Annotated in this window: 22 protein-coding genes; 3 read left to right on the forward strand and 19 right to left on the reverse strand. The window is 43.2% G+C overall.

Annotation, left to right across the window (positions count from 1 at the left end; translation table 11 throughout):
* Positions 1-2 precede the first annotated feature (2 nt).
* The 15 genes from CHA6605_RS28735 to CHA6605_RS28805 form a co-directional block, all read right to left on the reverse strand.
* Positions 3-1,166 carry a glycosyltransferase gene (locus CHA6605_RS28735; protein ID WP_015162860.1) on the reverse strand — a complete coding sequence of 388 codons (1,164 nt, stop codon included), beginning with the start codon at positions 1,164-1,166 and terminating at the stop codon, positions 3-5.
* On the reverse strand, positions 1,166-2,422 hold the full coding sequence (locus CHA6605_RS28740) for a glycosyltransferase family 4 protein (protein WP_015162861.1): 1,257 nt from the start codon (positions 2,420-2,422) through the stop codon (positions 1,166-1,168). Before CHA6605_RS28740 ends, CHA6605_RS28735 begins: the two co-directional genes overlap by 1 nt.
* A gap of 214 nt (positions 2,423-2,636) precedes the next feature.
* Complete coding sequence (locus CHA6605_RS28745; protein ID WP_015162863.1) at positions 2,637-3,524, reverse strand: class I SAM-dependent methyltransferase; 888 nt, start codon at positions 3,522-3,524, stop codon at positions 2,637-2,639.
* Between the two features lie 142 nt (positions 3,525-3,666).
* Positions 3,667-4,824: a glycosyltransferase gene (locus CHA6605_RS28750; protein ID WP_015162864.1), complete on the reverse strand. Its 1,158-nt coding sequence runs from the start codon at positions 4,822-4,824 to the stop codon at positions 3,667-3,669.
* 29 nt (positions 4,825-4,853) lie between these two features.
* Positions 4,854-6,023: a glycosyltransferase family 4 protein gene (locus tag CHA6605_RS28755; RefSeq protein WP_015162865.1), complete on the reverse strand. Its 1,170-nt coding sequence runs from the start codon at positions 6,021-6,023 to the stop codon at positions 4,854-4,856.
* 120 nt (positions 6,024-6,143) lie between these two features.
* Positions 6,144-7,088: a glycosyltransferase family 2 protein gene (locus CHA6605_RS28760; protein WP_015162866.1), complete on the reverse strand. Its 945-nt coding sequence runs from the start codon at positions 7,086-7,088 to the stop codon at positions 6,144-6,146.
* Between the two features lie 119 nt (positions 7,089-7,207).
* Entirely contained in the window at positions 7,208-8,770 is a 1,563-nt protein-coding gene (locus tag CHA6605_RS28765) for an MBOAT family O-acyltransferase (protein ID WP_015162867.1), read from the reverse strand.
* Positions 8,770-9,861: a hypothetical protein gene (locus tag CHA6605_RS28770; RefSeq protein ID WP_015162868.1), complete on the reverse strand. Its 1,092-nt coding sequence runs from the start codon at positions 9,859-9,861 to the stop codon at positions 8,770-8,772. Before CHA6605_RS28770 ends, CHA6605_RS28765 begins: the two co-directional genes overlap by 1 nt.
* A gap of 55 nt (positions 9,862-9,916) precedes the next feature.
* Positions 9,917-10,759 carry a class I SAM-dependent methyltransferase gene (locus CHA6605_RS28775; RefSeq protein WP_015162869.1) on the reverse strand — a complete coding sequence of 281 codons (843 nt, stop codon included), beginning with the start codon at positions 10,757-10,759 and terminating at the stop codon, positions 9,917-9,919.
* A gap of 94 nt (positions 10,760-10,853) precedes the next feature.
* Entirely contained in the window at positions 10,854-11,960 is a 1,107-nt protein-coding gene (locus CHA6605_RS28780; protein ID WP_015162870.1) for a glycosyltransferase, read from the reverse strand.
* A gap of 293 nt (positions 11,961-12,253) precedes the next feature.
* Complete coding sequence (locus CHA6605_RS28785) at positions 12,254-13,594, reverse strand: hypothetical protein (protein WP_015162872.1); 1,341 nt, start codon at positions 13,592-13,594, stop codon at positions 12,254-12,256.
* A 121-nt stretch (positions 13,595-13,715) separates the two neighbouring features.
* Positions 13,716-14,987: a glycosyltransferase family 4 protein gene (locus CHA6605_RS28790; RefSeq protein ID WP_198288410.1), complete on the reverse strand. Its 1,272-nt coding sequence runs from the start codon at positions 14,985-14,987 to the stop codon at positions 13,716-13,718.
* A 49-nt stretch (positions 14,988-15,036) separates the two neighbouring features.
* Positions 15,037-16,293 carry a glycosyltransferase family 4 protein gene (locus tag CHA6605_RS28795; RefSeq protein ID WP_015162874.1) on the reverse strand — a complete coding sequence of 419 codons (1,257 nt, stop codon included), beginning with the start codon at positions 16,291-16,293 and terminating at the stop codon, positions 15,037-15,039.
* A gap of 8 nt (positions 16,294-16,301) precedes the next feature.
* Positions 16,302-18,086, reverse strand: a complete 1,785-nt coding sequence (locus CHA6605_RS28800; protein WP_015162875.1) for an ABC transporter ATP-binding protein — start codon at positions 18,084-18,086, stop codon at positions 16,302-16,304.
* Positions 18,087-18,236: 150 nt separating this feature from the next.
* On the reverse strand, positions 18,237-18,665 hold the full coding sequence (locus tag CHA6605_RS28805) for a hypothetical protein (RefSeq protein ID WP_086936288.1): 429 nt from the start codon (positions 18,663-18,665) through the stop codon (positions 18,237-18,239).
* 731 nt (positions 18,666-19,396) lie between these two features.
* Here CHA6605_RS28805 and CHA6605_RS28810 point away from each other — a divergent pair.
* Positions 19,397-20,854, forward strand: a complete 1,458-nt coding sequence (locus CHA6605_RS28810) for a sugar transferase (protein WP_015162877.1) — start codon at positions 19,397-19,399, stop codon at positions 20,852-20,854.
* A gap of 105 nt (positions 20,855-20,959) precedes the next feature.
* On the opposite strand, the gene CHA6605_RS28815 is transcribed toward CHA6605_RS28810, so the two are convergent.
* The 4 genes from CHA6605_RS28815 to CHA6605_RS34745 form a co-directional block, all read right to left on the reverse strand.
* Positions 20,960-21,811 (reverse strand): tetratricopeptide repeat protein, encoded by an 852-nt coding sequence (locus tag CHA6605_RS28815; protein WP_015162878.1) that lies wholly within the window; start codon positions 21,809-21,811, stop codon positions 20,960-20,962.
* A 153-nt stretch (positions 21,812-21,964) separates the two neighbouring features.
* Positions 21,965-24,124, reverse strand: a complete 2,160-nt coding sequence (locus CHA6605_RS28820; protein ID WP_015162879.1) for a DUF4335 domain-containing protein — start codon at positions 24,122-24,124, stop codon at positions 21,965-21,967.
* A gap of 34 nt (positions 24,125-24,158) precedes the next feature.
* Positions 24,159-24,770 carry a DUF3038 domain-containing protein gene (locus tag CHA6605_RS28825; protein WP_157260135.1) on the reverse strand — a complete coding sequence of 204 codons (612 nt, stop codon included), beginning with the start codon at positions 24,768-24,770 and terminating at the stop codon, positions 24,159-24,161.
* Positions 24,771-25,283: 513 nt separating this feature from the next.
* Complete coding sequence (locus tag CHA6605_RS34745) at positions 25,284-25,469, reverse strand: hypothetical protein (RefSeq protein ID WP_157260136.1); 186 nt, start codon at positions 25,467-25,469, stop codon at positions 25,284-25,286.
* On the opposite strand from CHA6605_RS34745, the gene CHA6605_RS28830 reads away from it, so the two are divergent.
* Complete coding sequence (locus CHA6605_RS28830; RefSeq protein ID WP_015162881.1) at positions 25,468-26,064, forward strand: carbonic anhydrase; 597 nt, start codon at positions 25,468-25,470, stop codon at positions 26,062-26,064. The two genes, CHA6605_RS34745 and CHA6605_RS28830, sit on opposite strands and share 2 nt — an antisense overlap.
* A gap of 93 nt (positions 26,065-26,157) precedes the next feature.
* On the forward strand, positions 26,158-26,490 hold the full coding sequence (locus CHA6605_RS28835) for a hypothetical protein (protein ID WP_041548531.1): 333 nt from the start codon (positions 26,158-26,160) through the stop codon (positions 26,488-26,490).
* Positions 26,491-26,573: the final 83 nt, after the last annotated feature.

The raw sequence follows: 26,573 nt of genomic DNA on the forward strand, positions 1-26,573 counted from the left end.
TTTTACACTGCCATCGCGGACTGGTAAATTTCAATTAGCCGTTGATAATTGTTGTCGGCAGTGTACTTGGATTCAAATTCAGATCGAGCTGTAAGCCGCATTTGAGCCAGTTTGAGGGGATGTGCCAGTAGCCAATCGATTTTGGCTGCCAGATCGGTTGGGTCGCTCGGACGGAACAGTAATCCGCTCCGCTCCACACTCACCAGTTCGGGGACCGCCCCGATGTTGGAGGCGACCACTGGTGTACCTTTAGCAAAAGCTTCGATCGCGACTTGACCGAATGTCTCATACCACTCAGATGGAAACACCAAAAAAGATGCATTTCCAACAATTTCATAGACTTCGTGCGAGGGTCTACGTCCCAACCACTCAATTTCGGGCATTTCTTTTACGGCTTCAGTCACCAGCCCCGCCATCGGCCCGTCGCCTAAGATTTTGAGTGGGATCTTGTGCTCCAGTTGTCGCCAAGCTTCTAGCAGTACCCCTAGACCTTTCTCGATCGATAGCCGCCCCACATATACTGCATAGCCACCCGTACCTTCACCGGGTGGAGGTACGGGATGTAAAAAGTTACTTTTTAAGGCGAGCTTTTCGGCAGGTAGCCCGCCTTGAATAAACTTGTTCATGGCAAACTGGCTGATGACAATGAACTTATCTACCGCATTAGTCCAAGTTCCTAACATAGTGTGAAAGCTGGTTGTTAACGCCACCATCGCACTATCGCGGCGATTACCGCGATAACACCCATGCACTATCCCTGGTAAAGGGATGACTCGACCCAAGCAATCTTCGCAGACGCGACCTTCTCGAAAAAATAGGGCGTTGGGACACAGTAGTCGATAATTATGCAAGGTTTGGACAACGGCCACACCTTCGTCTTTGGCGGCATAATAAGCCGATGGGGAAATCAATGGAAAAGTGTTGTGAAAGTGGGCAATTTGAGGCCGATTTTGGCGGATTAGCGATCTCAACTCTCGATAGACTTTACTGTTCCATAGAGTATTTTTGCCTAAAAGTAAGGGATTGTCAGTAGAGATACTTTCATTGTCAAGGGTATATCTAACGACCTCATTCCCCTTGGATTCCAGCAAGGCAGACTCAGAGGTAAAAATTTGCTCTTCGCCGCCCGGTTCTCGGTAGTTATTATGGACGGTTAAAACTCTCATCAAGCGATCGACTCCGGCTGAATCAGCCTTGCTTTAACTACGTTGTCATACAATTGGCACATTTGATGACCCCGCACTTCCCAGTTATAGAATTCCTTAACTCGCTGTTGACCAGCTCGACCCATTGACAAGCGTAGTTCGGGGTCATTAGCAAGAATGCTCATAGCCTTAGCTAATCCCGTAATTACTTGCGTTGGAGATAGCGCAGGGATTTTAAAACCAGTTTCTTCGGTTACTTGAACGGCTGGTCCTCCCAAATTCAAACAAATCACGGGTCGCCCTGCTGCCATCGCCTCCAGACACACAAAGCCACCTGACTCATGCAGACTAGGATGAACCAGTGCCGTACAAGTGCCCAAATTTAAGAAAAGTTCTTGTCGGGGCATCTGAGCTAAAAACTTAACTCGATCTGCAATACCTAGATCTACTACTAGCTGTTGTAGATAGTCCTGCTCCGAACCACTACCAATTAGCCAATACTGCGCCTCTTTTGGTAAGTTAGCTTGAGCAAATGCTCGTAGACCTAAGTCAAACCCCTTCCAATGTAGTAATCTGCCAATACTAATAAATCGGAGCGGGGCACAATCTGATAAAGGGAACTGCTCCATCCGAGTTACTTCTTCAGGTAACAAGCCTACCTGGGAAAGCACTTCAACACGACTTGCACCCATTTTGACCAGACGTTCAGCGGTTTCTGGAGTCGTTGCCCAACTGAGAACGCTACGGCGAACGGTCATTTGAGTGAATGGATCCCTCTCACCAAACCATTGAGACAACCCCCGTAAAAATTCATGAATTTTCCCTCTCCATCGAAAATCTTGAGCAAATGCTGTAGGGGCCGATTCGGCTCCACCAACTGGCCCAAAAATAAACGGAATTGGTAGCAGAGCAAGAAAACTGGGAACGGAGTACTTAACAAAAGTGACGTGATGTGAGAGTTCAAAGCCAATCTCGGCATGTAAGCGACGAGCGACAAAAAATGCCTGGATCTGCCATAAATAGTAGTGAATTAGGAAGGCGATCGAACCCCCTTGTCGCCACAAAGATCCTAAAATAGGCAGCGTAAAATACACAAAGTGAAGATTGGGATTGGGGTTGCGCTGAAGTTCGGCTTCGATCGCCTCTTTGCCGTCATCGGGACGGGTTAAGATCCAAACTTCGTGGTATTTGGCAATTTCCCAGGCAGTATTCCAACCTACGCCTGGTTCTGTACCTCGACCTGGTTCGCAGGCATAGGCTGATAGTAAAACTTTCATAGTTATAGGTTTTCCTCATGCTGAGAATAGAATATTAAACTTTTTTATGGCTCTTTATACTTATTAGAAAAGTCAATAACTAAAGTGATAACATTTAAAAGTTTCCAAGTTCGATTGAATTCACAAACAAAAAACTTAATTTGATTGAGTTTGTTATTAATCGTCTTAACCATCCACGTTAGCTAATTATTTTCATTGTTAAAAATTTGAGACTTTAGGCTTTTACCGCCTCAATGAATAGCGAATCAGGTTTTCTTGTTTTTCCTTCAAAACTATCAAGTTGGTATTGATTAAAATCAAGAATACTGCTTTGAGTGGGCTGGCAAATAGCTATCTTAATAAAACCATGATTTGAAAGAAGTCGCTGAAGACTATATCGATCGTACATGACGCGATGTATTTCACCTGAATCTCTGAAAGCACCATTGCGGAAAGATAGAGCCATTTTTTCACCTGCAAAAAACGAAACTGATAATTCTGCTAATTTCGATCTCATTTTAATACTAGCTTTACGAACTTCCCTTAAATTAGTTAGTAGCTTCATCAGCCTCATTTTATAACTAGAGATATTATCTGAACTTACTTTTTGAATATGATCTAAAGCTTCTTTACCATGCCTTGCTACAACATAATCTAAGTCAGTAATATTTTGAGATGACCAAAGCTTTAACAGCTCACCTCCAGGGTTGTCTCTAGTAGTTTGGTCGTACAGCTCAAGTAAAGAGTAATCATATCTAAATTCATGTGATAAATCACCCGAAACTAATTCATCCAAGTATCTAATGTAGTTTCTGCAAATGGTTTCGAGATCTGGGACGACAATTCTGACAATCCCGTCTTTTCGTAGAATTCTTTTCTGCTCTTTGATAAAGAAATCAGCTTCTAGTTTCCTTAAGTGTTCAAGAACATGAGAACTATAACAAGCATCAAAGCTGTTAGATTCAAAAGGCAAGCCCTTACTTAAGTCGTGTTGGATTACATCTGACGAGTTTGAATTTAAGTCTATATTTACCCACTTTTTGTGATAAACAGTACCACAACCAATATTTAGAAGCATAGACATAATAATATCCTCTACAAAGTTTAAACGTTCACGATCCATTTTCGGCGTTTAGACAACGCGCAACTAAAAATGCTTGGATCTGCCATAAATAGTAACTGTCTTGGCTCGCACTCTGGAGGAAACATCCAGAGTGCGAGCCGCTTTTCGCATTTGCAAACCCTCAGCAGCCGATCCGCACTTCTTAATAGTGATTCAAGACTTCTGGCTGGGCAGGTGAGAGTATGGATTGACAAAATTCTAGGTACTGTTTACTAATATTTAAGTAATTAAATTCTTGCGATCGTAGCTTTGATTGTTGGCGAAACCGCTCTTTTAATTCAGGTTGGGTGAGTATTTGCAGGATTCCTTGAGCCAAAGCATCAGTATCGTTGGTCGGTACCATTATGCCATACTTGCCATACTCCACAATGTCTTTCATGCCACCTGGTGCATCGGTAACCAGTGCTGCTGCTCCACATGCCATCGCCTCCTGTAATGCGACTGGACTACCTTCCCATGCAGAAGCTAAGACAAATAGATCGCACCGAGCCATATATCGATAAGGATTTGGATCGTAACCGGGCATCCACACTAATTCGGCAATACCTAGCTCTTGGCACAGATGTTCTAGCTCTGCTCTCAATGGCCCCTCTCCCAGAATTATCAGTCTTGCAGGAGTCTCCTCGACCACCCGCGCAAATGCTCTGAGTAAATTATCTAGCTGTTTTTGCTTTGCCAATCGAGCGGCTGTGACTATGACTGGAATGTCTGCGTTCTGGAACCAAGGATGGTCGATCGACTCTTGCGCGAGTTTTGCTAGGCGCGGCGGGTTGCTCGGATTGAAAATCACCTGGGCTGGAATCTTAACATTAATGTTGAGATCCTCAACCAAATCAGTAATGACATCTTTAGCAACTCCCACCAAACCATCACCATACGGATAGGTATAGCGCATTAGAATTGGCAATAATCGCAGATGCAGTTTGTCTCGATGCTCGATGCTAGCTTCTAAACTAATAATATTTTGCTCTCCAATGATTACTTTAGTCTTGGCTCCCGAGAGATATTTCGCCCAAATAGCGACAATATTGAAATACCATGGCATAGAGATCATGATATCTGGCTGATGTTCTCGTAAGTAACGGACAGTTGCCCACAGCGAAAAAGATGTGCGTTTTACATTCAGTGAGACGATGCGTAAATCTGGATATCGAGCTAACTCTTCAGCAGTTGCATGTAAAAGCACTAACTCACAATCTACTCCTAATTCCTGAAATCCCCGCATGAGTGAGGGACAGATATTCGTAAACGCTCCGCCATTAAGCGAGTGCGTTAGGATGGACAACTTTAATGCGCTCATTACACCACTTTCCTTTTTTGGTTAGTTAATTAGATTGAGGCTGGTAGATCGGCTCGATTAGCCATTACCAATTCTGCAACTTCAGCCATACATTGCGCTGCCGCCAATGGGGTGTACTGAGCCATAATCTGCTGAGATCGCGCTCCCATCGCTAGAATTAAGGTGGGATCGTCCAGGAATAGCTGCATCAGATCGGCTAGCTTATCGGGATCTTCGGGTGTGAAGACATAACCATTTTCCCCAGAGACTACCAGTTCTGATGTCCCAGCACCGCTAGAGCACAGGATTGGTTTCCCCAGTAACATCGCTTCGAGCGTCACCACGCCCCAAGTATCTTCCAATGTTGGCAAGACAAAAACATCAGCGTTGTGAAAATAAGTGCCGATCTTATCGAAGTTCACTCTGCCTGCCCATCGCACGCGATCGCTCAGGTGGTGCTCCTGACAAAAAGTCTCTAATTCTTGCTGCTGGGGGCCATTTCCGACAACTAGAAGGGTGAATTGTTGGTAGCCTCTGGCTTGCAATAGGCTACAAGCTTGTAGCAACAGCGGTAAACCCTTGCGGGGAATAATCTGACCTACAAATAAAAAGACTGGCTGATGTGGCGGCAAATTTAGTTGTTCTAGCTGTTCGCCTTCAGCAATAGCTGGCAATGTGTGCTCGTCTGGAATTTCATAAGGTTGGACAAACACCAACTCTTTTTTGGCTTTCAAGATCTCAATGAGGTACTCACTGCCAGCATTACTGTTAGTAATGTAAGCATCAGCCATCCAAATCATTAGCCGCCTGACAAATAACCTTGCGGCTGAATTGCGGTAGTCAACTCCTGGCGAACAGCCTTCATAAGCAATGATTACTCGCCACCAAAATAAGGGCTTGAGCAGCAAAGCAATCATTGTCCAGATCCCAAACGAACTAGAAAAAATGACTTGTGGTCTAAGTTTGAGTAGGTGTCCGATAATTTTGGGCGATAGATAGGTAAAGTTATCACCGTAGCTATTTTCATCTTTAGCAATCTCGATCACTTTGAATTCGCCGACTACTTCAACTTTAAGTCCTCCTTCTAATCCTTTGGCAAACCCTGGAAATAGACCAGTGAATACGGTTGTGTTGGGAAAAAACTTTGTCAATTCGGCAATCGCAGGTTGCCAATAAAACCAGGCTACTGGCAACAGCCAAGCAATACGAATATCATGCATGTGTAGTTGTATAGATAATTAAGCAGAGAAATGTTAATACTTTTGCATACATATAAACACCTTGCGAGGCATTCTATATTGCCGTATCTATTCGTTTGTTTTCTGGATGCTGATTTTTTTTCATGGCAGGCTTTTCCTTAAAAGAGTTTTTTGAAAATAGTATGCAGACAACATAATAACAAGAATCTTCTCTAATGTAGACAAATAAGCAAAATAGTTTTTAATAAACTCTTTATACCGTGCATGAGGATTTTTACTAAGCCAGAAACATGCTAATCCTTTTGAGAAGAATTTATTAGTATACCTTGATAAGTCGGAAAAATTAGTTCGCAACCAATATCCTGTGACAAGATGTAATTTCATAAAGGTTTCTCTAGACTTGATTATTTCCTTATTTGAATACGCATTATCACCATGCAATCTATAGATTGATATTTTTTTGTCAATAACGCATCCTTTACTTTGAGACACGCAAGCCATAGCCAGATATGTATCTCCTAGATAAGTTTTTCTGTCTTCTGGAATTGGAAAAATCTGCTTAAGAATTTTGCGAGAGAAACTGAACGCAGATGTCTGTGGAACAAATCGAGGGAGTTCACCAGCTCTCATCGAATCTCTAAAATCAATCTCTTCAATGGTTAATAACTGAGATTTGCATTCAAACAATGGGTTCAAGATATCTTTTTTTAGTTCGTCTGTTTGCATGGAAAAAAGCGGATGAAAAACCCAGTCAATATCATTAAATTTAGCAAATACTCTAATGACCTCTTCTACTTTAGTTGGCAGAAAAATGTCGTCAGAATCAAGAAAACAAATAATATTTCCACTACTTTTTACAAAGCCTGCATTAAATGCTGATGCTTGTCCACCGTTAGGCTTGAACACAGGTTTAATCTTATCTCCATAACTTCTAATAATCTCCTGTGAACTATCTGTAGAACCATCGTCTACTACGATAATCTCTGTGTTAAGATAGGTTTGATTTAAAGAGCTATCGATTGCTGCATTAAGATAAGAACCGTAGTTATAATTGTTGATGAGGATACTGACCAATGGTTGATTCATAACTTAAGTGTCCTAAATTTTTATTGAATTAAAAATAAATTTATTTATTTATTTTTATAAGCAAAATTTAATTTAAATTTACGCTCAATTAGCTAAATTACATAAAATCTTACCATCTTTTAGAACTGGAAATATAGAAACTCACTGGCTTGATTGCAGAAGCCTAGGGAAATAACAAAGATGCCAAATGTCAGCAAAGCATAACCAAAAGTTGGTTGCCAAGCGTACCAAGCTGGCTGCTGACCGTTGAGGTTTTTGTAGATATCGAGAGCCGCAGGCTCACGCATCGTGAACTGATAAAGGTTGGGTAAGAAAAGTGCAACACTCAGTATCAGCAATAGCAACAAAGATCCTTGGATGCCACTATGATAATTTAGCGTTCCAAACTCAATTCCAATGCCACGGAGCATACTAAATCTATCTGCAAACATCTCCGGCAGCATTAAGCCATTGCCACCAAACAAGCCCATCAACATGTGACTAGCACCGTTCAAAGTTTCAGCTCGAAATATGACCCAGGAAACAATTACTGCCAAGAAAGTTAGCATCCGAGCTAACCAGTAATGATATCCAGACTCAAACACCAGACCTCTATGTTTAAGAAATTTTTGCCAGCCACGATCGATACATAGGTAAATTCCATGCAGCCCGCCCCAGACAATAAAAGTCCAGCTCGCCCCATGCCACAGTCCCCCCAGTAACATGGTGAGTGATAGGTTGATGTAGGTACGTAACTCACCATTGCGGCTACCACCCAACGGAATATAGAGATAGTCACGTAAAAATCGACCGAGGCTAATGTGCCAACGCCGCCAAAAATCACCGATTCCGACAGCTTGGTAAGGAGAAAAGAAGTTCATCGGCAGCTTGATATTAAACATATTTGATAATCCGATCGCCATATCGCTGTAACCGGAAAAATCAAAATAGAGTTGGAGCGTGTAAGCAATGGCGGCTTGCCAAGCAAGAAGGAAGCTAATTGACTCTCCGCGCTCAGCAGCTATAAAAATTGGTGTAGCAAAAACAGCCACAGAATCAGCGATCGCCGTTTTTTTGAATAGTCCGAAGGCAAATATAGTGAAACCGACAGCAAGATTGCGATAATCGAGCCGGTAGTTGAATTTTTGAAGTTGGTAATTCAATTCATTAGCGTTTAGGATCGGACCAGCAATCAGATGGGGAAAGAAGGTAACGAACAGCAAAAAGCGCGGTAAGCTGTATGACTTAACTTCTCCTTTGGCAATACCTACTAAATAGCTCATCTGCTCGAAAGTATAGAAAGAGATCCCCAATGGCAGCACAAGACCATCGAGTAGCTCCAATCTGAATCCAAAAGTATTAACTGTATCAATGAAGAAGTTAACGTACTTAAAATAACCAAGAAAGCTCAGATCGAAGATAATACCGAGGATTAGCAATAACTTGACTGCGGCATTCATTTTCGCACCGTCGGGGAGATTTCTACGCTGATGTGAAAGTGCTATGCCGATCGCCCAGTTGATAGCAACACTGAATAACAATAGGAGTAGGAACTGATAACTCCAGATCGAATAAAAGATCAGTGAAATCAAAACTAGCCAACCAATGACTATAGAGCGATTTTGGAAGATGCTAGCCAGCCAGAAACCACATAAGGCGATCGGTAGATAAATAAAGATAAAATCAATTGAGTTGAACAGCATTACGATCGCTCCTGGACACTGTTTGTATGATTCTTAATCGAAGGAATAATACTTCTTGTTCTCTTTTCTCTTCCAGCATTATTAGGATGGTAATTTGCATTAAACATCAGGTTTGGAGGTAAAAGAGAATCCATCAATGAATCCTGAAAATCAATCCCCAGATCTGTCCAGTATTTTTTAATTTCTTGAGCAGATTTCTTAAATGCTAAATCTTGATAACTATCTGTATAAGTTGATACTGGATAGAGCGGAACTATTTTTGCTCCCTTATTTGTTGCCAACTTCACAAATTGCCGAATATAACCACCAGGATCGATATTTGAAATCGACCTTGGCATAGCTGTTTTGATAACAGCCTGATTCACCTGAGCATCTTCAGATTCCATGTTACAAGTCTCATCTCCATATTGATTAAAAGTATAGCCACTGTAACATCCACCATCTAACTGCTGTTGCTGGAGTCTGTCTAAGATGTCTTTTTTATTCAAGTTTCTACGAAAGTAGCTCATGTATTCTTTCTTACCATTCCCTGAAAATACATTACTAAAAAAGAAATTTACAATCGACGTTGCTGATATTTTTTCGAGAGAATTTCTGTCGTAAGAAATCATAAACCGAGCAAGTATATCACCTTTTTTAAAGTCATCAGAAATACCTGACGAAGAGTAAAATTCATACTCCAGTGGCAATATAATAATATCTCCTTTCCTAATTAGCTTTTCCGCTCTACTCAGAATATAAGCTCCACCTAGTCCAGCATGTGAACCTAGATTAATTGTTGTTAATCTAGTTTCTTGCGAGATTGTTTTTGCTGACAATCCAAATAAACTATTGCTACCTGATATTATTAGAATTTTCGGTCGATCGAGCGGAGCAGCTAATGCCATTTTTTCTTTCTTAGCAAACATTAAATCCACCCAATCTTGAGTGCTAACCATCCGACCTGTTGACAAGAAGATATTTAGATCGAGTAGTGTTTTTGAAAAAAGACAAGTAGACAATAAGATAAGAGCAGTCAATAAATATTTTTGATACTGCCGATCTGGATATTTTGATTTAGGGCTGCTATTTGTAAAAAAATTGGGTCTCATGCTGGGTCAAGATAGTGGAACTGACTGGGAGAATGGTCAAAAATAGCTACTAAGCCTATTTGACACCAACAACAGTCATGCCTCTAAACAGCATTGGCAAACTGGCAATTTTCCGTCGCAGCGGGAAGGGTAAAATCTGCAGAAATGATTCGATCGCCACAAATAGCCACATAGTAAGCGAAGATAGGGGGATTTGAAGATGAGTCGTTTTATAGCTTTTGTAGAGACTCACTTTGGAAAATCCGGCTGTACAAAACAGTTGATATAGCTCACTGAGTAGATATTCTTTCAAATGAAATCCAGTTGCTACCTCATCAAAATACTGTGAGACATCGTGAGGGCCAGATAATCGATTGGGTGTGATACAGATATAGGTACCACCAGGAACCAGCGTGCGACAGACAGCTTGGAGTTGTTCGACTGCATCATCAGGATGTAAATGTTCCATCAATTGATGGCTGTATGCTAGGTTAACCGAGTTATCGGGGAGCGGGATGGAACAGCCATCCGAGATAATTAGTTCAAAGTTGTCTGGCATCGCTAAATTTTTGGTAATCTCATTAGAAACATCTAGTGCATAAACTTTTTTAACGTGTTTTGTAATCTCTAGGGAGAGAGTACAATCTCCAGGTCCAATTTCCAGAAAGATAAGATCGGGAATTAGGAAACTCTCAATCAACTGCATCCGCTGGGCTACGATCCAGGCAGCCGCTGCTGGATCGGCTTTCACACTTAACTGTGGGAGAAAATAAATTTTAGTAAATAATTCATCATATAGCTCTGTATATAAGTATTGACGTTCTTGTTTAGTTGAGTTTCGCAATCGCTTTGCTAAACTTTTCTCAAGCTCATAATGTTCTTTAATCTGTTCGACATTGTAGCTATAAGCATCTGACATATTACTAGTCCTCGCTGATTTTTCCATAAATACTTGATTACAATCTATAATGATCACAATCGACAACACATAGATAAAACTATGGGTGAAATCTTCAAGTAACACCTAAAATTTTGAGATACTTTTGGGTGGCAGTTTCCACATCAAACCGAGCCAGCGAGATTGAGTCGATAGATTTAACTCGACCCGATAACACCTGTAGAATGGCATCTGCCAGGGCGTCGCTGTCTCCTACAGGAGTCAAGTAGCCATATTTACCATCAGCTAAGATCTCTGATGGGCCACTTTCACAATCGGTAGATACGACCGGGATGCCTAACGCCATTGCTTCAATTAGGACTACCCCTAAGCCTTCCCAAGCAGATGACAGGACAAATACTGCTGATCGCGCCATATAGGCATAGGGATTCTGGACGTGTCCAGGCAAATCCACATCATCTTGCAGACCCATAGCTTGGATGAGAGCTTCTAGTTCTGGGCGGTCAGGTCCCCAGCCCAAGATAACCAGACGCGTGGGTCTTACTTGTCGTACTTTTGCAAAAGCGCGGATCAGATTGGGAAAATCTTTTTGCTGTTCCAATTTACCAACACCCAAAATCACTGGCACCTCTGCCGAGCTAAACCAAGGATGCTCCACTGGCTCTCTAGCCTGCTCAAACATTTGGGAACTAATTACTGGGTTGTAAATTGTCTCAATGCTTGCTAACGGTAGCGAAGCGATCTCAGCAAGGTCTCGAGCAACTCCTTGAGAAACGGCAATAATGGCATCAGCCCAGGGATACAAGATCCGAACGAACATAGGTACCAATCGTATCTTCAGTTTGGTTGCATTCCTAGCTGTTTTTGAAAGTTGGTTATGTTCAGCGACAACCAGCCGCAGTGGGACTCCCGCGATCTGTTTGGCCAACAGCGCAATTTCATTGAGGTAATGATCGGTTGCCAGCAAGGCTATTGGTCGCTCTTTCTTGATATAACGCACTAGTCCTGGCAGACTCAGATACACGTTACGGGCATTTAAGTCGATGACCCTAGTTTCCACTGGCATTTGCCATAGATGAGTACTATCGGCTCTGTTGAGGATTAGGTCAACTTTCACACCCAACTTGACAAAATTATGTGCCAGATGAGCTGTAATCCGCTCGATGCCGCCGCCACCAAATGAGCCGAGAAAGAAAGCTACGCGAGGATTTAGTTCGGGCATTGAAATACCTCTAAAATAATTGTGTTCGGGGACATTATTAAATAAATCGAAGATAATTTAGTGAGTACGTAAAAGATTTTGTGCTAATTCATAAAATGATGTCTAGATTTAAGTTTTTGATCCTATCAAGTGTATTTTTATGTCTTTGCGATCCTGCATTAGCTGAAGGATCGGAGCAAGGTGGCAACCAACAATCGCCCTTACAGGTGATTGTGTCAATTGTAATAACTGCGATTGTACTTAGAGTCTTACGCACTTTTAAATTGCCCTAAGTTAAGCGATTCTCGAGCGAACTATGTTTGTAAGCTCTTGGGAGTCTCAAGTCTAGACTTCTGCCAATCTAATCCAATCAAGCTAGCGACAACCAGAGTGTAGCCTGGTTCTTCCAACTGGGAGAAGATCGTACCAAAGACGAATATTGTCAACATTAGGTATTTAGCTGTATCTGTCACACAAACATAACGCCAGACCAAGATTGCCAGATAAAAATAAGTTCCTAATCCCAGTAGTCCCAAATCACCCCAGATGCCTGCCCAACCAAATAGAGGAGAAAACATACTCGATTGATCCCCCAGCCAACTGTTGGCTACGGCTGTCCAAACAGAGACACTAGCTGGATGGATGGTTGCCCCCAGTGGTTGAAATAAATTCCAATAGCTAGGGATCATCCATCCACCCAATCGTCCCACTGTATGACCAGGACCCAATCCCAACCACCAATTGAGGGGTGAGTGAAAATACTGCGGTACGATCCGAAAGGTCGCAAATTTTAACTGGGTTGCTTCCCCTTCTGGGCCATAAATTTCTGGTCTGATCCATGTTTTGTAGGCGGCAAGAAATTCAAAATTATAGATAGCCCAGTAGAAGACACTGAAAAACAGCACTCCAATAATAAAGTATAGTATTGCCTTAGTTAGATCTTTAAAGGTCACAAAATACAAAATTATGTATCCGACGATAAATGATAGCAATACTTGCTTAGTATCTGAGATAATCACCTGATTGAGACAAGCTAACAATACCGCAATCCGAAACCAGAGTGGTTTTTCTTTAGCATTTACACAATAGTAAATGCCAAAAGTCATCGCTACAGAACCACCAATAACATGTCCAGCACCCTGACCAATAAAAATTCCCTTAATATTATCTTCTTTACCAAAGAGCTTTTCCATGTGAAACACGTATTTCTGAATATAGGCAAAGATCGTGTTAATTAGACACGCTTGCAAAATCCAATTACGAAAGTTCTGATAACTGTGGGATGTCATCGGCATACTGACAATCGTCAGAATCAAAATAAATGGTTCTGTTAGCAATAAGTAGTCTAAAACTGTATTAATAATTCCAGCATGATTGAGTAAAGCACTGGCAAACAAAACTATTAATAACAGAAACAATCCCAGTAAAAGACTTTTGGAGATAGCAATTTGTTGGCGATCTTTACTCCGAGAGTTAAACAATACTGAAGCACAAGCAAGCGGAACGGCAAAAAAATGCAGGAAGTTGATTGTAGAAGGAATTTTGAATATAGTAAAAACTCTAGAAAAGAGAGCGGTGCCTAGTCCAAACAACGTCAACTTTAAGTTCGTAACATATCCTTTTGATTTAGGTGCTAATTTTAATCCTGTGTTCATTTACAAGTAAATTGGTGCAGAATAATTATATTTAAGTTCTTAAAATAGATAAAATTACATAGCAGGTTACAATTCAAGATGTATTAACTTCATAGGTAGAATCAACATACCTATAATTTAATTACAAGAGATCGGGAAATAATTGTTTAAAAATTGTGCTGGCATATAGCTCGATCGAGTTTTGTTCGGCAAATAGTTTCATTTGACTGGGATTGGATAATGTTGGCGGTGACACCGATAGAAAAGTAGCAAGTGCCCGAGCAATTTCTGTCGGTTTGGTAGAATCTACCACTAAACCTAACTGGTATCGCCGTGCCAACTCGCCCATTAAACCATAATCAGAACTCAATACAGGTTTGCCTGCCGCCGCCGCCAGCAGCAGGATTCCACTCATACCAACATGACGTTGATAGGGAGCCAAGATGACATCTGCCAATTGAAAATAAGGAGGGACATCTGCTTCGGGAATAAAATCGTAATGCTCGATCGCTTGAAGTGGTAATGTTTGACGAATTACTGCAATTTTTTGGTGAATAGTTGCTTGTCGTGCCGGATCGGTTCCACCCACTAATAGTAAGCAAAGGCGATCGCAAAGTTCTGACGATAATAATTGGATCGCCTCTAAAAGTTGATAAATTCCTTTGCGCTCGTCCAAACCACCAAATAGCAAAAATACACGCCGATGTGCTTCGATCCCCAACTCTGTTTTTAAAGTTGCCAGATCTGATGGCATCGCGGGGTAAGGTTGAACTGGGTCGGCAAGATGGACGATCTTAGTAGTATGGTGTTGGGACGCGATTGCCTTAACCGCAAAGGGATCGAGACAAAACATGGTCTGAAGTTGGGGGTTGTTCGAGATCCGCGAGAAGGTTAACCGTTCTCGCCAATATTGAAGCTTGTCGTGGCGATCGGGACAGTAATTTTCAAACATCTTGTAGTGAAAAGTCGGTCTAAAGTAGATCCCCGAAAATGGACAGGGTGACTGCATCCCCATCGCTAGTGGGAGTTCGCAAGTATCTAAATACATGATTAACGCGTGGGTTGTTTGCAAATCTTTGGCATATTTGCAAAAAATTTGCCATTCGCGCACGTTACGGAGTGCGCGACTCAGCCCCGAATGACGGGAGCCTAATGACGTTGCTTCTGCTGCTGAAATCGGGACTAAATCGATTGGCACATCTTGGTTGCGGTCGATCGCCGCAACTGTATCTTGATGGATGTCCGCAAACTGCGGTAAAACAACGATATCAATCGCCCCCCTAAATCCTTGCTGGTATGCCCGCTCGACTAGATGTTGAATATAATTACCGTGATGCCCTCCCAACGCTAGGTCGAATAACATTAGCCGAGGCGAGTTGTAGATCGACTGTCGGGCAGGGGCTGAATACTTCATGACTTACTGACGAGGTTGAATCGACATTACCGCTAATGTGGGGTCGGGGCTAACGAGTGGGATTGGATTTTGACCGATCGAGAATTTTGTGGAATAGGGCTTGGTATCGATGTGCTTGGACTTGCATCGCATACTCGCGCTCTGCTTTCTCCCGTGCCGCCTGTCGCAAGCGGCAATGTCGCTCTGAGTCCTCCAGCACCCACGCGATCCCCCTCGCCAGATCTGCTGTATCACAGTACTGGGCTACATATCCATTTTGGTGGCAATCGACAATGTCTGCTAAGCCAGTATTGGCAAACACGACTACAGGCGTACCACAGGCGAGAGATTCGGAAGCTGTCTGCCCGAATGCCTCCTCAATTGAGGGGGCAATCATCACATCGGCAGCAGCATAGGCAATTTGCAGAGATAGATCGTCTTGTAACTTGCCCAAATAATGCACGGGAAAGCCTAAGTCTAGGGGCCGATCCGGCTTAGCAGAGCCGAAGACAACTAGTTCGATCCGATCGCCCCAACCCGTCTCTAGCAAACGATTTAGAGCCTGTTGCAGCAGGTGAAAGCCCTTGCGGGGATCGCCTGTGGCATCGATCGCTCCAAATAGAACTAGGTGCTTGGCTTGGGGTAAATTCAACAACTCTCTGGCGATGCTGGAATCGATCGGCTTAAATATATTAGTATCCAGTCCAAAGGGAATTACTTCTACCCGCACATCGCTAAACAGGGAGGAGGTTTGGGCGCATTTTGCCATCCACTCACTAGGGGCAACTACCGTAAGGTTGAGGTTTTTCCACATCCTAGCTTTGCGCTGCCACACCGAGCGCGACAGATCTGCTTCGCGATGACTTTGGAGTTGGGGACAATTACCACAGGCTTGCGTATAGCGATCGCAGCCTCCAGTATAATGACAGCCGCCTGTAAAGGCCCACATATCTTGGAGCGTCCAGACTAATGGCTGTTTGAACTTCGTCAAAGTTTCCACAGCTACGAAACCATTACAAACCCAGTTGAGATTGATCAAATCGGGAGTAAATCGATCTACGCTCTTAATCAACGCATCGGGAAACCACTGCGGTGAGAACATATGTTGGCGATGTTGATAGAAATTGAGAACAGAATCATCTCCTGCCGAGCGCAATTTGGCAAACAACTTACCTTCGGCAGCAATCACTGTGGGATCGCTACTCTGTTTATGTTGAACGATTAACTTGGAGTCAATGTTAATTCCGAGCATAGCCTGATGGGTACGATAGGCTGCTCTTGCTGCACCACCGACCAGGTCGAAAGTACTCAAGTGTAAGACTTTCATTATTTTGTCTAATTCTCTAAAATAACTTCACTATAACTACCCGATCTTACTAACCTACCTCGATCCAACTCGTAAATGCGATCGCAATGTTCGATAGTAGAGAGACGATGAGCGATAATAATCATGGTCTTAATCCCGCTCAAAGATTTAATTGCTTCTGTAACTAAACCCTCTGTCTCATTATCTAAAGCAGCAGTTGCTTCATCAAAAACCAGGATTTCTCGCTCGTGATAGAGAGCGCGAGCGATACCGACTCTTTGACGTTGACCGCCAGACAAAAGTACTCCTCGTTCACCGACCATCGTATTTAGCCCTTGCGGAAGTTGTTCGACTACTTCTTCTAGTTGTGCTGCTACAATTGCCTTGTGTAGTCGTTGAAGATCGATCGATCTATCTTCAACGCCAAATGCAATATTTCGTTCGAGTGTGTCATCGATTAGAAAGATCGATTGAGGAACATATCCTATTGAATTTTGCCAAGCTCTAAGATCTGAATAGATTGAGGCACCATCAACTGTGATATCTCCATGCTGAGGAACTAATAGACCTAAAATAACATCCACAAGAGTAGTTTTACCAGCTCCCGATCTGCCGATTAAACCAATCGCTTCTCCTTTTTTAATAGTTAGAGAAACTCGATCTAGAGATGTTTTTTCCGCATAAGGATAGCCGTATGAAATATCATCTAAAATAATCCTTTCCCTAAATGAGAATACTAATCTAGAATGAATCTCATCCTTTAAGGCAATAAATTTATTATTTATAGATGTATTTGTATTCTCTAATTCCTTTAAATCTAAGTGTATTTTATCCAGTGAATAGGTATTGTATCGAATTGTATTAACAGCAGATAACATATTACCAACTGCGGGAAGTAACCGGATAGAAGCTAATGCAAATATTCCCAATACCGAGCTTAAATTTTGAGCATTCCCCTGATTGGTGGAAATATAAAAAAAAGTAAAACCAATTAAAAAAGCGATCAAGAAAGTTTCAACCGCATATCGGGGTAAATTACCAAAGCTTAATGCTAAACTGGCACTAGTTGAATATCGTTCGATTTGAGATACTAGCTTACCTTCAAAGTATGACTCACAACCGATGACTTTTGTCTCCTTAAAACCTCCCATCCCGTGATTTATCGATCGGATCATCTCGGTCATTGCATCGGAAGAGTCCTTTCCCCATCGGATAGTTTTATGTTTTAAAGATTTTAATATTGCATAGGAAATTATTAAAATCCCACCAATAATAATCAATGCCATTGCATTGGTTTTAACCAATAGTCCTACTAGTGCTAAAGTAACGATGGCATTAGATATCGATGTCAGGAGTGGCATCATCACGCCATTACTAAAACGTTCTGTTTCAATTGTAATGTTTTGAATTAAGGAAGCACTATTTCTACCTAAATGAAAAGTGTAAGGTGCTGCTAAATATCGATTCATTAGTCTAGCGGCTAGTTCACCTTGCTGCCTGAAGCCGAATTCAAAAATAAATCTTTGAGAGTTAAAACTTAAGAACGCTTTTAAAAGGAAAATTACAATTATTGAGCAGCCAATTAAACTCAAAAACTGAGTTTTAGATTCCAGATTCAATCCTTGATAAATTGATTTTAAGAGATTATTTTCAGCGATTAAATTAGGATTAGTAGCTAAAGAGATAAATGGCCCAATCAAGCCAGCACCTATCACTTCTAAGCAAGAGACAAAAATAAAGAGCAATACCATCAGCAGGAGCGTTTTGTACTTCCCTTTAAGAATGTACAGAAATTTAGATAGGTATTGAGGCATAATAATATAACGCTAATAGCATAAGTTAAGACATTTGAGAGATCGTAAAAACACAAATGCTTAAAACACAGTTAATATTTTGTCAATGATTTGATTTATCCGGATCGCCGACATCGTTAGTGAATAGCAGCCAATTATTGTATCACCAACCTATACTATAAACTGAAAATCCTTTGTATAGTTGCAGCCTAGCATCCGCGAGTTCCGACGAGTGAACTGACCGACAGAAGGGTTCCCGTCCGGAGCAACGGCCCCACTTGCATATTGCCATAGATCTCGTGGCGCGATCGAAATTTGAAAATTGCCATTTTCGCATCTGCATACGTGATACCACTGAGTTTGCTGGCATCGATCGCACCAAAAAGCTTCAATCCATTCTCCCACAATGGGTACTGCCATCTGCGCTGATACCAGGCGCAAGGCATTCTGACGAGGCATTCCTCGCTGTTGCAGTTGTTCGGCGCGATCGGCAAATAAAGGATATTTCTTGCTGACGCTATCAATGTAGCAGCCATGGATCGGACAGCAGATAGCTCGTCGTTTTGTACGTTTTCGATTTTGGTCACACCTTTTCTGCACTTCGATCTCCCGTACCCTTTGAGTAAAAACAAAAATGGGAAGATTACGTTGGAGAGACTGAGATCGAAAAAGACCATCGAAGCCTACTCCTAATAAATCAACAACTAAAGTATTTGGTTTGTAAGGAATGACCGCACTATCAGAGTTTTAAATTATCTAAATCTCGGTTTGGTATGTCCTGACTACTACAATAACAATGTCATCCTCAGATTTGCAATCAGCAAAAGTACGTAGATTGACAAAACGCTCAAATACAAGCAAATTGAGGCTTTTTTCCGAAGATTAACAATATTTTATGGGTAGTAACTTCATGTTACCAAACTGACTTAAATTATGTTACAATATGTTTGTATTTCAAAAAATAAATTCTGTAATAAAAAATACTTTTTAGTCTTTTTTAAATGTATTTTTACTAAATTTGTAATAGATTGAGATATATTGCGGAATTAAATTGAATCTTTATGTTGAATAATATTGACAATTTTTGCCTTTCTTGAAGCCCATAACACAGATGGCTGCTACTCGAAGCTTGGTTGCTACTCGATTGGTACGTTGTTATCTAGATTCAGCATAATGACAATTGACATTGTTTGTAATTATCGGCGATCATCTTTAGGACGAGTTTTGCAAAGTATTCTAAATACATATCATTAGTTATTTATTTGGAACTTACATGTTGTAGCCAAAATCAGGTCCAAGTCAACAGAGTATTTTAAACTCGGAGCGATCGCATGACCGATATCAACGAAATCGATCTCACTGGTAATCTGTGGCAGATCGAAGATATTAGAGCAACAAACCTATCTCTTCGTTGGCGAACGCCCCTGGTAGTGTTGCGATCGATGATTCTCATCCTACTCGATGCTGCAATGTTGTTCGTCTCATGGCAGAGTGCAGATCGCCTTGGCACGTCAGGCTCGATCCAGATCTCCGAGTCAATCTGGCCGATTATCGTCATCAGTATCGGGACTCTTGCCGCTTCGGGATTTTACGGGACTGACGATCGATTGCACAGATTTGCCAAATTGCTTAAATCTTTAACATTGGCACATTCGACTATCTTGATTGGTGCTTTTTTATACCAACCAGGAATGTGGTGGGTCACGAGATCGGTATTTGCATTCGCATTGGCGTTAAATTTTATACTTGTTGGTTCGGCGAGATTTTTATTAGATTTACTAATTATTCAGATTCGCAATCGTTGCCCCATTTTGCAGCAACCAGTAGCCCTCTTGGGAGAGCGCGGGGATATCGAAAAAGTCCAAAGTATCATCAAACGCTCCCAGCAATTTAGAGTGGAGCGCATCATCGATTTTGCCGATTGGGATCTGCAAAGTCAATTAGATCCGCTGTTCTCGCTGATTCAAGCCAGTAAAGTCAGTGAGGTATTCGTCTGCTCGCAGCAGCCGATCGACAATCAAATTATTTTGTTTTGGAAATTAAAATCAGTTGGCATTCATCTCAGAATGGTACCGACGCAGCTACAGCTACCACAACGAGCTGCGGAAACCAAGATGATCGGTGAGATTACCACCAGCCGTTTTAAATCTATCTCGATTTTGGGAACTAGTTTTCGGCTGAAACAACTCTTGGATCGAGTCGCTGCATTTATCCTCCTGGTTATCCTATCGCCAGTTTTTTTAGCAATCGCGATCGCGATCCGCAGATCTTCCCCCGGCCTGATTTTTTACAAACAGGAGCGAATCGGTCTCAAAGGTCGTCCTTTCAAAGTTTGGAAGTTTAGGACGATGGTAGCAAATGCCAGTGAACTCCAAGCAGAACTCGAAGCCCAAAATGAAGTTAAAGGCGGAGTCTTATTTAAAATCAAAGCAGATCCGCGCATTACTAAAGTTGGTAAGTTTCTGCGCAAGTATAGCTTGGATGAGTTGCCACAATTAATCAACGTTCTCCAAGGTAGAATGAGCTTAGTGGGGCCACGTCCGATCTCAGTTAGGGACTATGAATTATCGATCCAAGATATCGAACAATTCTCGTCCGATAAATTATTGCGCTATGAAGTTTTGCCAGGAATTACTGGACTATGGCAAGTTAAAGGACGTACTAGTAGCGATTCTAATGAGATTTTTTATTGGGATATGGTTTATATCTTACAATGGTCTCTGACTCTCGATTTAAAAATATTACTCGAAACAATTAAGGTTGTTGTATGTAAAGAAGGATCTTATTAATTGATAATTGCAATTTTGGCTAATGACATAAAATCCGCTGTTACTATAGGCAACAGCGGATTTTATTTAGGAAAAACGACATCTAGGCAACCTAAGATCCCGCGACTACTTGGCAACTTGAGGTGCAGCAGTTGGATTACTCTGTGCGGGTGCGACTTTACTGGGCGCGCTCGTCACCTTGGGTGGTTGAGTGGCTTGCACTAATTGCTTAATTTGATCTTTATACTCAGCCGGAGCTAGATCGACAGCAGTACTCATCAGCGACTGTGCTTGGGTGAGATTACCCATCTGTTTGAACACCAGCGCTTTTGCCAAAACTGGCCGAAAATCTTGCTTATTGGCCTCGATCGCGGCATCATATATCCCTAACGCATCGGCATTGCGCTGTTGGGTGAGATAGATTTGCGCCATTAGGAGTTTAATCGGTGTGGCATCTGCATCGGTAGCAACAGTCTTCAAAGCGGTCTGCACTACACCCATAGCGGCTTCGGGACGTTTGGCATCGATGAGTAAACTTACCAATCCTTGTAGGGCATTAATATTTTGCGGTTGCAGTGCCAATACAGTCCGATAACTAGCTGTCGCTCCTTCTCGATCTCCCAAATACTGTTTGGTCTGAGCGACTAGCACTGTATAGTTGGGAGTCTGGGGATTGAGTGCGGCAATTTTTTCGAGTGGTGCCAAGCTGCCTTTGATATCGCCCAGTTGCAGCCGAGCATCTAGCAAGCCTTTAAGCGCGACTTGATTTTCTGGCTCTTTTTGCAATACCTGAGTGTAGCCGTTGATTTGCGATTGCAGTTGACTAGTTTGGGCGGCAGAAAGGCGATTGGCTTCGGTGGCAACCACAGCCCCACCATCTAAGACAAAATTAAATAGGGGAAATAGCGAAAATCCAGTTAGAGCCAGCAGAGACACAGCTACTACTAGATTGATGACCCAGCGATGACGATTTAACACAGACTGCTCTCAATGATGGACTATCGATCTTGTCGATCTTATTACAAAAGTGACTATTTAGCGCACAGCAGAGAAACTTGTTTTCAGCGGGGGAAGGAGGAAAGCGTTGCAAGTATTTACCTATACCCTTTCCCCTATACCCTTTGCCCTCATTTAAGGTTCGATAAAAGTATCGACATTCCCATCTGGCTGGAATAACACCCGAATTTTTTGGTCGCTACTGCCTGCGGCGGCTGGCGAAACTAGTTTTTGTCCCGGCTTGATAAATTTAGTCTCCCGGAGATAGGCACTGGCGGCTTCACCTTGGGGATCTATACTACGCACCACACCGCTTTTACCATTAACTTGAACCACGTATTGCAGGGAATTGGGTTGATTATTACCTGCTTTCCACTTACCTTGAAAGTAACGTCTGCTTTCTTGTAGCAAGGGCACTTCCGGCTCGATTCCCCCTGCGTTAGATTGCAAGGGTTTGTCGGGCACGACTGGTGGGTTTTGCAGATCGGGTGTTGCTGAATTTGGTTGGTTGGGGTCGATTAGATTGGGATTTCTCGGTACTGGTGTAAATGGCTCAAAGCTAGACGATGGGGTTAGAACTGCATTTGGAGTAGGTTTGGCTGCTTGAGTAGCAGATCTTTTGGCTGAAGTTCTCATAGCTGGATCGATCTGGTTGGGAACTTCCGTGGAGGGGAGGGCTTTAAACGGCGGGTTGACGCTCGCGGGCGCATTTAAAGGTGGAATCGCCATCGGCTGGTTGGAAACCGAGATTTTGCCAGGACTAGTCATCTCGGTTGGCAGTTGCGCGCTAGCAGTGGTTGTTTTGGTAGGAGTTTTAGCTTTTGATGCGGGATTGGTAGTTTTGGCAGTGCCAGTTGTGGGTTTGGTCGCCACCGACGAGGGTTGAGTTGCATTGAGTGGATTGGGAGCAACGCCATTGCCCGAGAGAATGCTCGCCGTGCTCTGTTGAGTAGTGCTGCTGGGCGTACCGAGAGGATTGTCGATAGTCTGTCCTGGTTGAGTAGCGATCGCATCTGGCAAGGGAGCTACACCGAGTTTACCGGGTGTTTGAGCCGCGTTCGTGCTAGAGTCGATCGGGTTAGTGACTTGAGGCGGTTGGACTGGCTGCTGTTGCCACGGTGTCGGTAAAGTCCCAGTAGTGTTAGTCGTTGTGGTTCCAGAGGTGGGGGTCTGTGCTAATTCCCCTGCTCCTGGTTTGACTGGAGTAGATTTTGTGGGTCCTCCCAAACTGGGGGATTTCATCATACTCGCAATATCTTGAAAGGGTTTGAAATTGGGGTCGAGGATAAATAGCCCTCCGACCATCGCTATCGTCGCGCCTACGGCCCACGGCAAGGCTGACATCCACGACGAACGTGTCCGTCGAGTCCGATAATAGATGGGTTCAGACTCTGCCCCTGAAGACATGTGTGGTAGATTTGGCAAGCGCGAGCGAGAAACCACTGCCTCCAGATCGATCGGCTGTTCGCCATTGACTGGAATGCTGACTCGATCGAATGCTGTACTTGGAGCTGGGGAACTGACGGCCATCTGTTCGGATGCGTATTCGTCTAAGACGGTAGCTAGATCGAATAGTTGAATGGCTGAAAGGACAATTGTTTCGCCCGATGCTGGTGTAGCTAGATTGCCTAAGTGGAGCTGATGATCGAGAGAGCGTTGGCGGACTTCACCTCCGACCGATTCATTGCTAACGCCCGTTAGATAGGGCTGGTTTGTTGCACTTTGATGGCCTGAATTGGGTGTTAATCGCCCATCGCCGCTGCCGATGAGTCGAGTGATGCTGGCAGGATCGGGTTTTGGCTTACGACCGAGTAGTTTATCGATAATCGATCGATCGTCCGATGTGAATGCAGGTGGAGGTGCTGAAGTATTGTCTTTTAGCAATCCTGGTAAATTTTTAAGAATTCCCGATCGAGCGGCACGCGGATCTAAATTGGGATTGAGGCGCGCACTACTGGGCGTGTCTGCGACTGGCTCTGGGGTCGGTGCTTTACGCTCTTCGCTATCTGGCACTGGTTCTTCGATCGCGACGATGCGCTTGGCACCTGGGAGCGGGAATTGGGCGACCAGTTCGGAGATATACTTATTGACAACCTGATGGAGCCGAGCTAGCTGCTGTGATTGACCGTGCAAAGTGATGCGGTCGGTTTCACTACGATCTGGATCTTCTAAATGCAAGACAAAATCCATCGGTACCCCCGATTGCCGATTGAGTCGAGGCTCTGTTTTGCTAGAGACAATCAGCGCACAGGTGGGTGCTGTATAAGTACGAGTTGTCAAGTTATTAGATTCCATTATATTCAGTAATTAAAAAATAATTAGTTTAGCTCTAAGTAGTGGGATTGTCCGTTGGCGAAGCCTCGCCTCTGGCGGATCGCTCGGCTCGTTGCAATAATGCGTTCCAAAGTCGTTGATGTCCGTTGGGACTACTATAGAATAATAAGTTGATGAGTAAGTTGAGGGCTGTTTCCGTGAGTGCTTCAAAGGACTCGCGCCGATCCGTACCAAAACGCATCTGATACATTGTAATAAAATTACCGATATAATCGGCTAAAGATGGCGATTGTAGTGGTAATTGATGATACTGATTTGTCTTTTGCCAATAGCTGATATTTCGACGCAGTAGGGAATGATGTTCTTTGGCTAAATGATGCAAGATAATGACTAAAGCTCGTAGCAGTTGGACATCTACATGGGAGCGGTGGGTATCGCGATTTGACGGCCAATTCTCCAGCCAGCCTGAAACGAGCGCATCTAACTCCAAGTCTGTAGCAACTTGTCGCAGTGCCGCCCGATCTAGTTGCGTCAGTGCTGCTAGCGCGATCGCGACTAAATCTAGTTCTTTAGCAATCTCGTTGAGGTGCGATGGTGCGAGCTGCGATACGATTAATAATTCATCCAACTTGGGGTTTGATGCAGGCATCATTCGGATAGACAACATAAGAATATAAGAGCTGAAAACCCAAGCCGCATTATTAGCAGACACGGTTAACAACAGTGGCCGATGGGAAAAATATTCAACTACTCATTCCGACCCATCTTAGCTAGTGAATGTTTCGACGTTGCCATTGTCTAGCCAATGGCTGGTTTAACTAGTCGATCGAGCCGAATTAAGCTTAGTTAAACTGCTGATGTGATATCAGCAATTGTATCACAGTGTCTTCTCGATGAATAAGCTAATAGCGGGGTGGATGGGTAATGGGTAATGGTTGAATGCGGCTCGCAAGGACGCAAGCGTTCGCTATCCCCCAGTGATGATTGCCGTACTGACTAATCCGCTCGAGACGCTAGGTTTTGATAGAATATAGACGTAAACTGTCCGCCACTAACAAAATCCCGCCACCGCTAGCCCCAGCGATAAAACCGCCATTTACAGCGGACTAAACTTGCGTGCTAGCCGTTCTAGTTTCGCTCTAGAAGTGGCAAATCCCAAACATTGGTGTCAGACCAATTCTCACCAAAGCCGCTCCAGATGAACACCACCGCCAGTTCGGCTCATCCTGCGAAGGTGCTTGGAAAGCTGGGAGGGTTTGACGTAAGTGTAACCGTCATTGGTAGGAATTGGTAAATAACTGCCGATCGAGCAAACGATCGTTGGAGCATCAAGTTGAGTTTGTCTAAATTTAGAGTAAATTAACATGCGGGATAGTTGTCAGTGTTCTGAGTGCGATTCTTCACAGCCGAAGCTACGCCAGCACTTAGCATCGTTGCAGATCGATCGCCGTCAATTTCTCCGCCATCTTGTTGGTGTGGGCGTGCTGACAACAGCTAGTACGATCGCGCCAGCGGCGGCTAGAGCCGAAAAAAAGCTTCCTAAAGCTCTGGTACTTAGTTGCATCGATTATCGAATTTTGGAAGCAGAACGTTACTTTTTGTCGCTTCAAAATTTGGGAGGACAGTACGACTTTACGGCCTTAGCTGGAGCGTCTTTGGCACTGAGCGGAATGCCGCACCAATATGATGCCGATGCCTTTTGGGATCAATTGGATATTTCCTATCGACTGCATCAGATCAAAAAAGTACTGATTCTCGATCACCAAGATTGTGCGGTCTATAAGTATAAAATCGATCCCAGTCTGGCAGATAATCCCGAACTAGAACTTAAGACCCATACAGAATACCTCAGTCGAGCGTATTGGGCGATTCGAGATCGCTACCCAGATCTAAATATCGAACTCTACTTTGTCAACCTCAATACTGAAGTCAAGCAGATTTCTCCCTTGGCGAAGACGTAAGGTTTTAGGCTTTAGGTTTTAGGCTTTAGGCTTTAGGCTTTAGGTTTTAGGTTTTAGGTTTTAGGTTTTAGGGATGAGGCTCGATCGAGTAATTTGGAACTACGTTCTTTCGTATTCGTCACTCCATACACCCATCCATCATCAGGATTTAAGGATTTAGCGGAGGTGCGTTTCTCCTATCGCAGAGGCTACGCCAACGTCGGATTTCCCGACGGTTTAGCGACTCGCAAGGCGTCGGGAAATCCGACCATGGAAGCGAGACAAGACAATACAGCACACCAAGCAGGATTGACAGGATTAGGCGAGCGGTACTATCCAAGCATTACCCATTACCCATTACCCACCCGTCCACGATCTTTACCAAATGTTAATTACCCAAACAAATATGGCAATAATAGAACTGAAGCTACACTAGAAGATATATAACTATCGATGATAAGCAGTCGCTCGCGAACTCACACGTAAATACAGACACTCAGCATCAGGTGCAGGTATAAGGACACACGTAA

This window comes from Chamaesiphon minutus PCC 6605, assembly GCF_000317145.1.
GTDB lineage: Bacteria > Cyanobacteriota > Cyanobacteriia > Cyanobacteriales > Chamaesiphonaceae > Chamaesiphon > Chamaesiphon minutus.

Bases quoted from the DNA above. Each gene is read 5' to 3' on its own strand.
- CHA6605_RS28770 (WP_015162868.1), bottom strand. From the start codon at position 9,861: ATGAGACCCAATTTTTTTACAAATAGCAGCCCTAAATCAAAATATCCA.
- CHA6605_RS28775 (WP_015162869.1), bottom strand. From the start codon at position 10,759: ATGTCAGATGCTTATAGCTACAATGTCGAACAGATTAAAGAACATTAT.
- CHA6605_RS28790 (WP_198288410.1), bottom strand. From the start codon at position 14,987: ATGAAGTATTCAGCCCCTGCCCGACAGTCGATCTACAACTCGCCTCGG.
- CHA6605_RS28800 (WP_015162875.1), bottom strand. From the start codon at position 18,086: ATGCCTCAATACCTATCTAAATTTCTGTACATTCTTAAAGGGAAGTAC.
- CHA6605_RS28750 (WP_015162864.1), bottom strand. From the start codon at position 4,824: ATGAGCGCATTAAAGTTGTCCATCCTAACGCACTCGCTTAATGGCGGA.
- CHA6605_RS28765 (WP_015162867.1), bottom strand. From the start codon at position 8,770: ATGCTGTTCAACTCAATTGATTTTATCTTTATTTATCTACCGATCGCC.
- CHA6605_RS28780 (WP_015162870.1), bottom strand. From the start codon at position 11,960: ATGCCCGAACTAAATCCTCGCGTAGCTTTCTTTCTCGGCTCATTTGGT.
- CHA6605_RS28755 (WP_015162865.1), bottom strand. From the start codon at position 6,023: ATGCATGATATTCGTATTGCTTGGCTGTTGCCAGTAGCCTGGTTTTAT.
- CHA6605_RS28740 (WP_015162861.1), bottom strand. From the start codon at position 2,422: ATGAAAGTTTTACTATCAGCCTATGCCTGCGAACCAGGTCGAGGTACA.
- CHA6605_RS28745 (WP_015162863.1), bottom strand. From the start codon at position 3,524: ATGGATCGTGAACGTTTAAACTTTGTAGAGGATATTATTATGTCTATG.
- CHA6605_RS28735 (WP_015162860.1), bottom strand. From the start codon at position 1,166: ATGAGAGTTTTAACCGTCCATAATAACTACCGAGAACCGGGCGGCGAA.
- CHA6605_RS28810 (WP_015162877.1), top strand. From the start codon at position 19,397: ATGACCGATATCAACGAAATCGATCTCACTGGTAATCTGTGGCAGATC.
- CHA6605_RS28820 (WP_015162879.1), bottom strand. From the start codon at position 24,124: ATGGAATCTAATAACTTGACAACTCGTACTTATACAGCACCCACCTGT.
- CHA6605_RS28760 (WP_015162866.1), bottom strand. From the start codon at position 7,088: ATGAATCAACCATTGGTCAGTATCCTCATCAACAATTATAACTACGGT.
- CHA6605_RS28830 (WP_015162881.1), top strand. From the start codon at position 25,468: ATGCGGGATAGTTGTCAGTGTTCTGAGTGCGATTCTTCACAGCCGAAG.
- CHA6605_RS28795 (WP_015162874.1), bottom strand. From the start codon at position 16,293: ATGAAAGTCTTACACTTGAGTACTTTCGACCTGGTCGGTGGTGCAGCA.
- CHA6605_RS28825 (WP_157260135.1), bottom strand. From the start codon at position 24,770: ATGTTGTCTATCCGAATGATGCCTGCATCAAACCCCAAGTTGGATGAA.
- CHA6605_RS34745 (WP_157260136.1), bottom strand. From the start codon at position 25,469: ATGTTAATTTACTCTAAATTTAGACAAACTCAACTTGATGCTCCAACG.
- CHA6605_RS28785 (WP_015162872.1), bottom strand. From the start codon at position 13,594: ATGAACACAGGATTAAAATTAGCACCTAAATCAAAAGGATATGTTACG.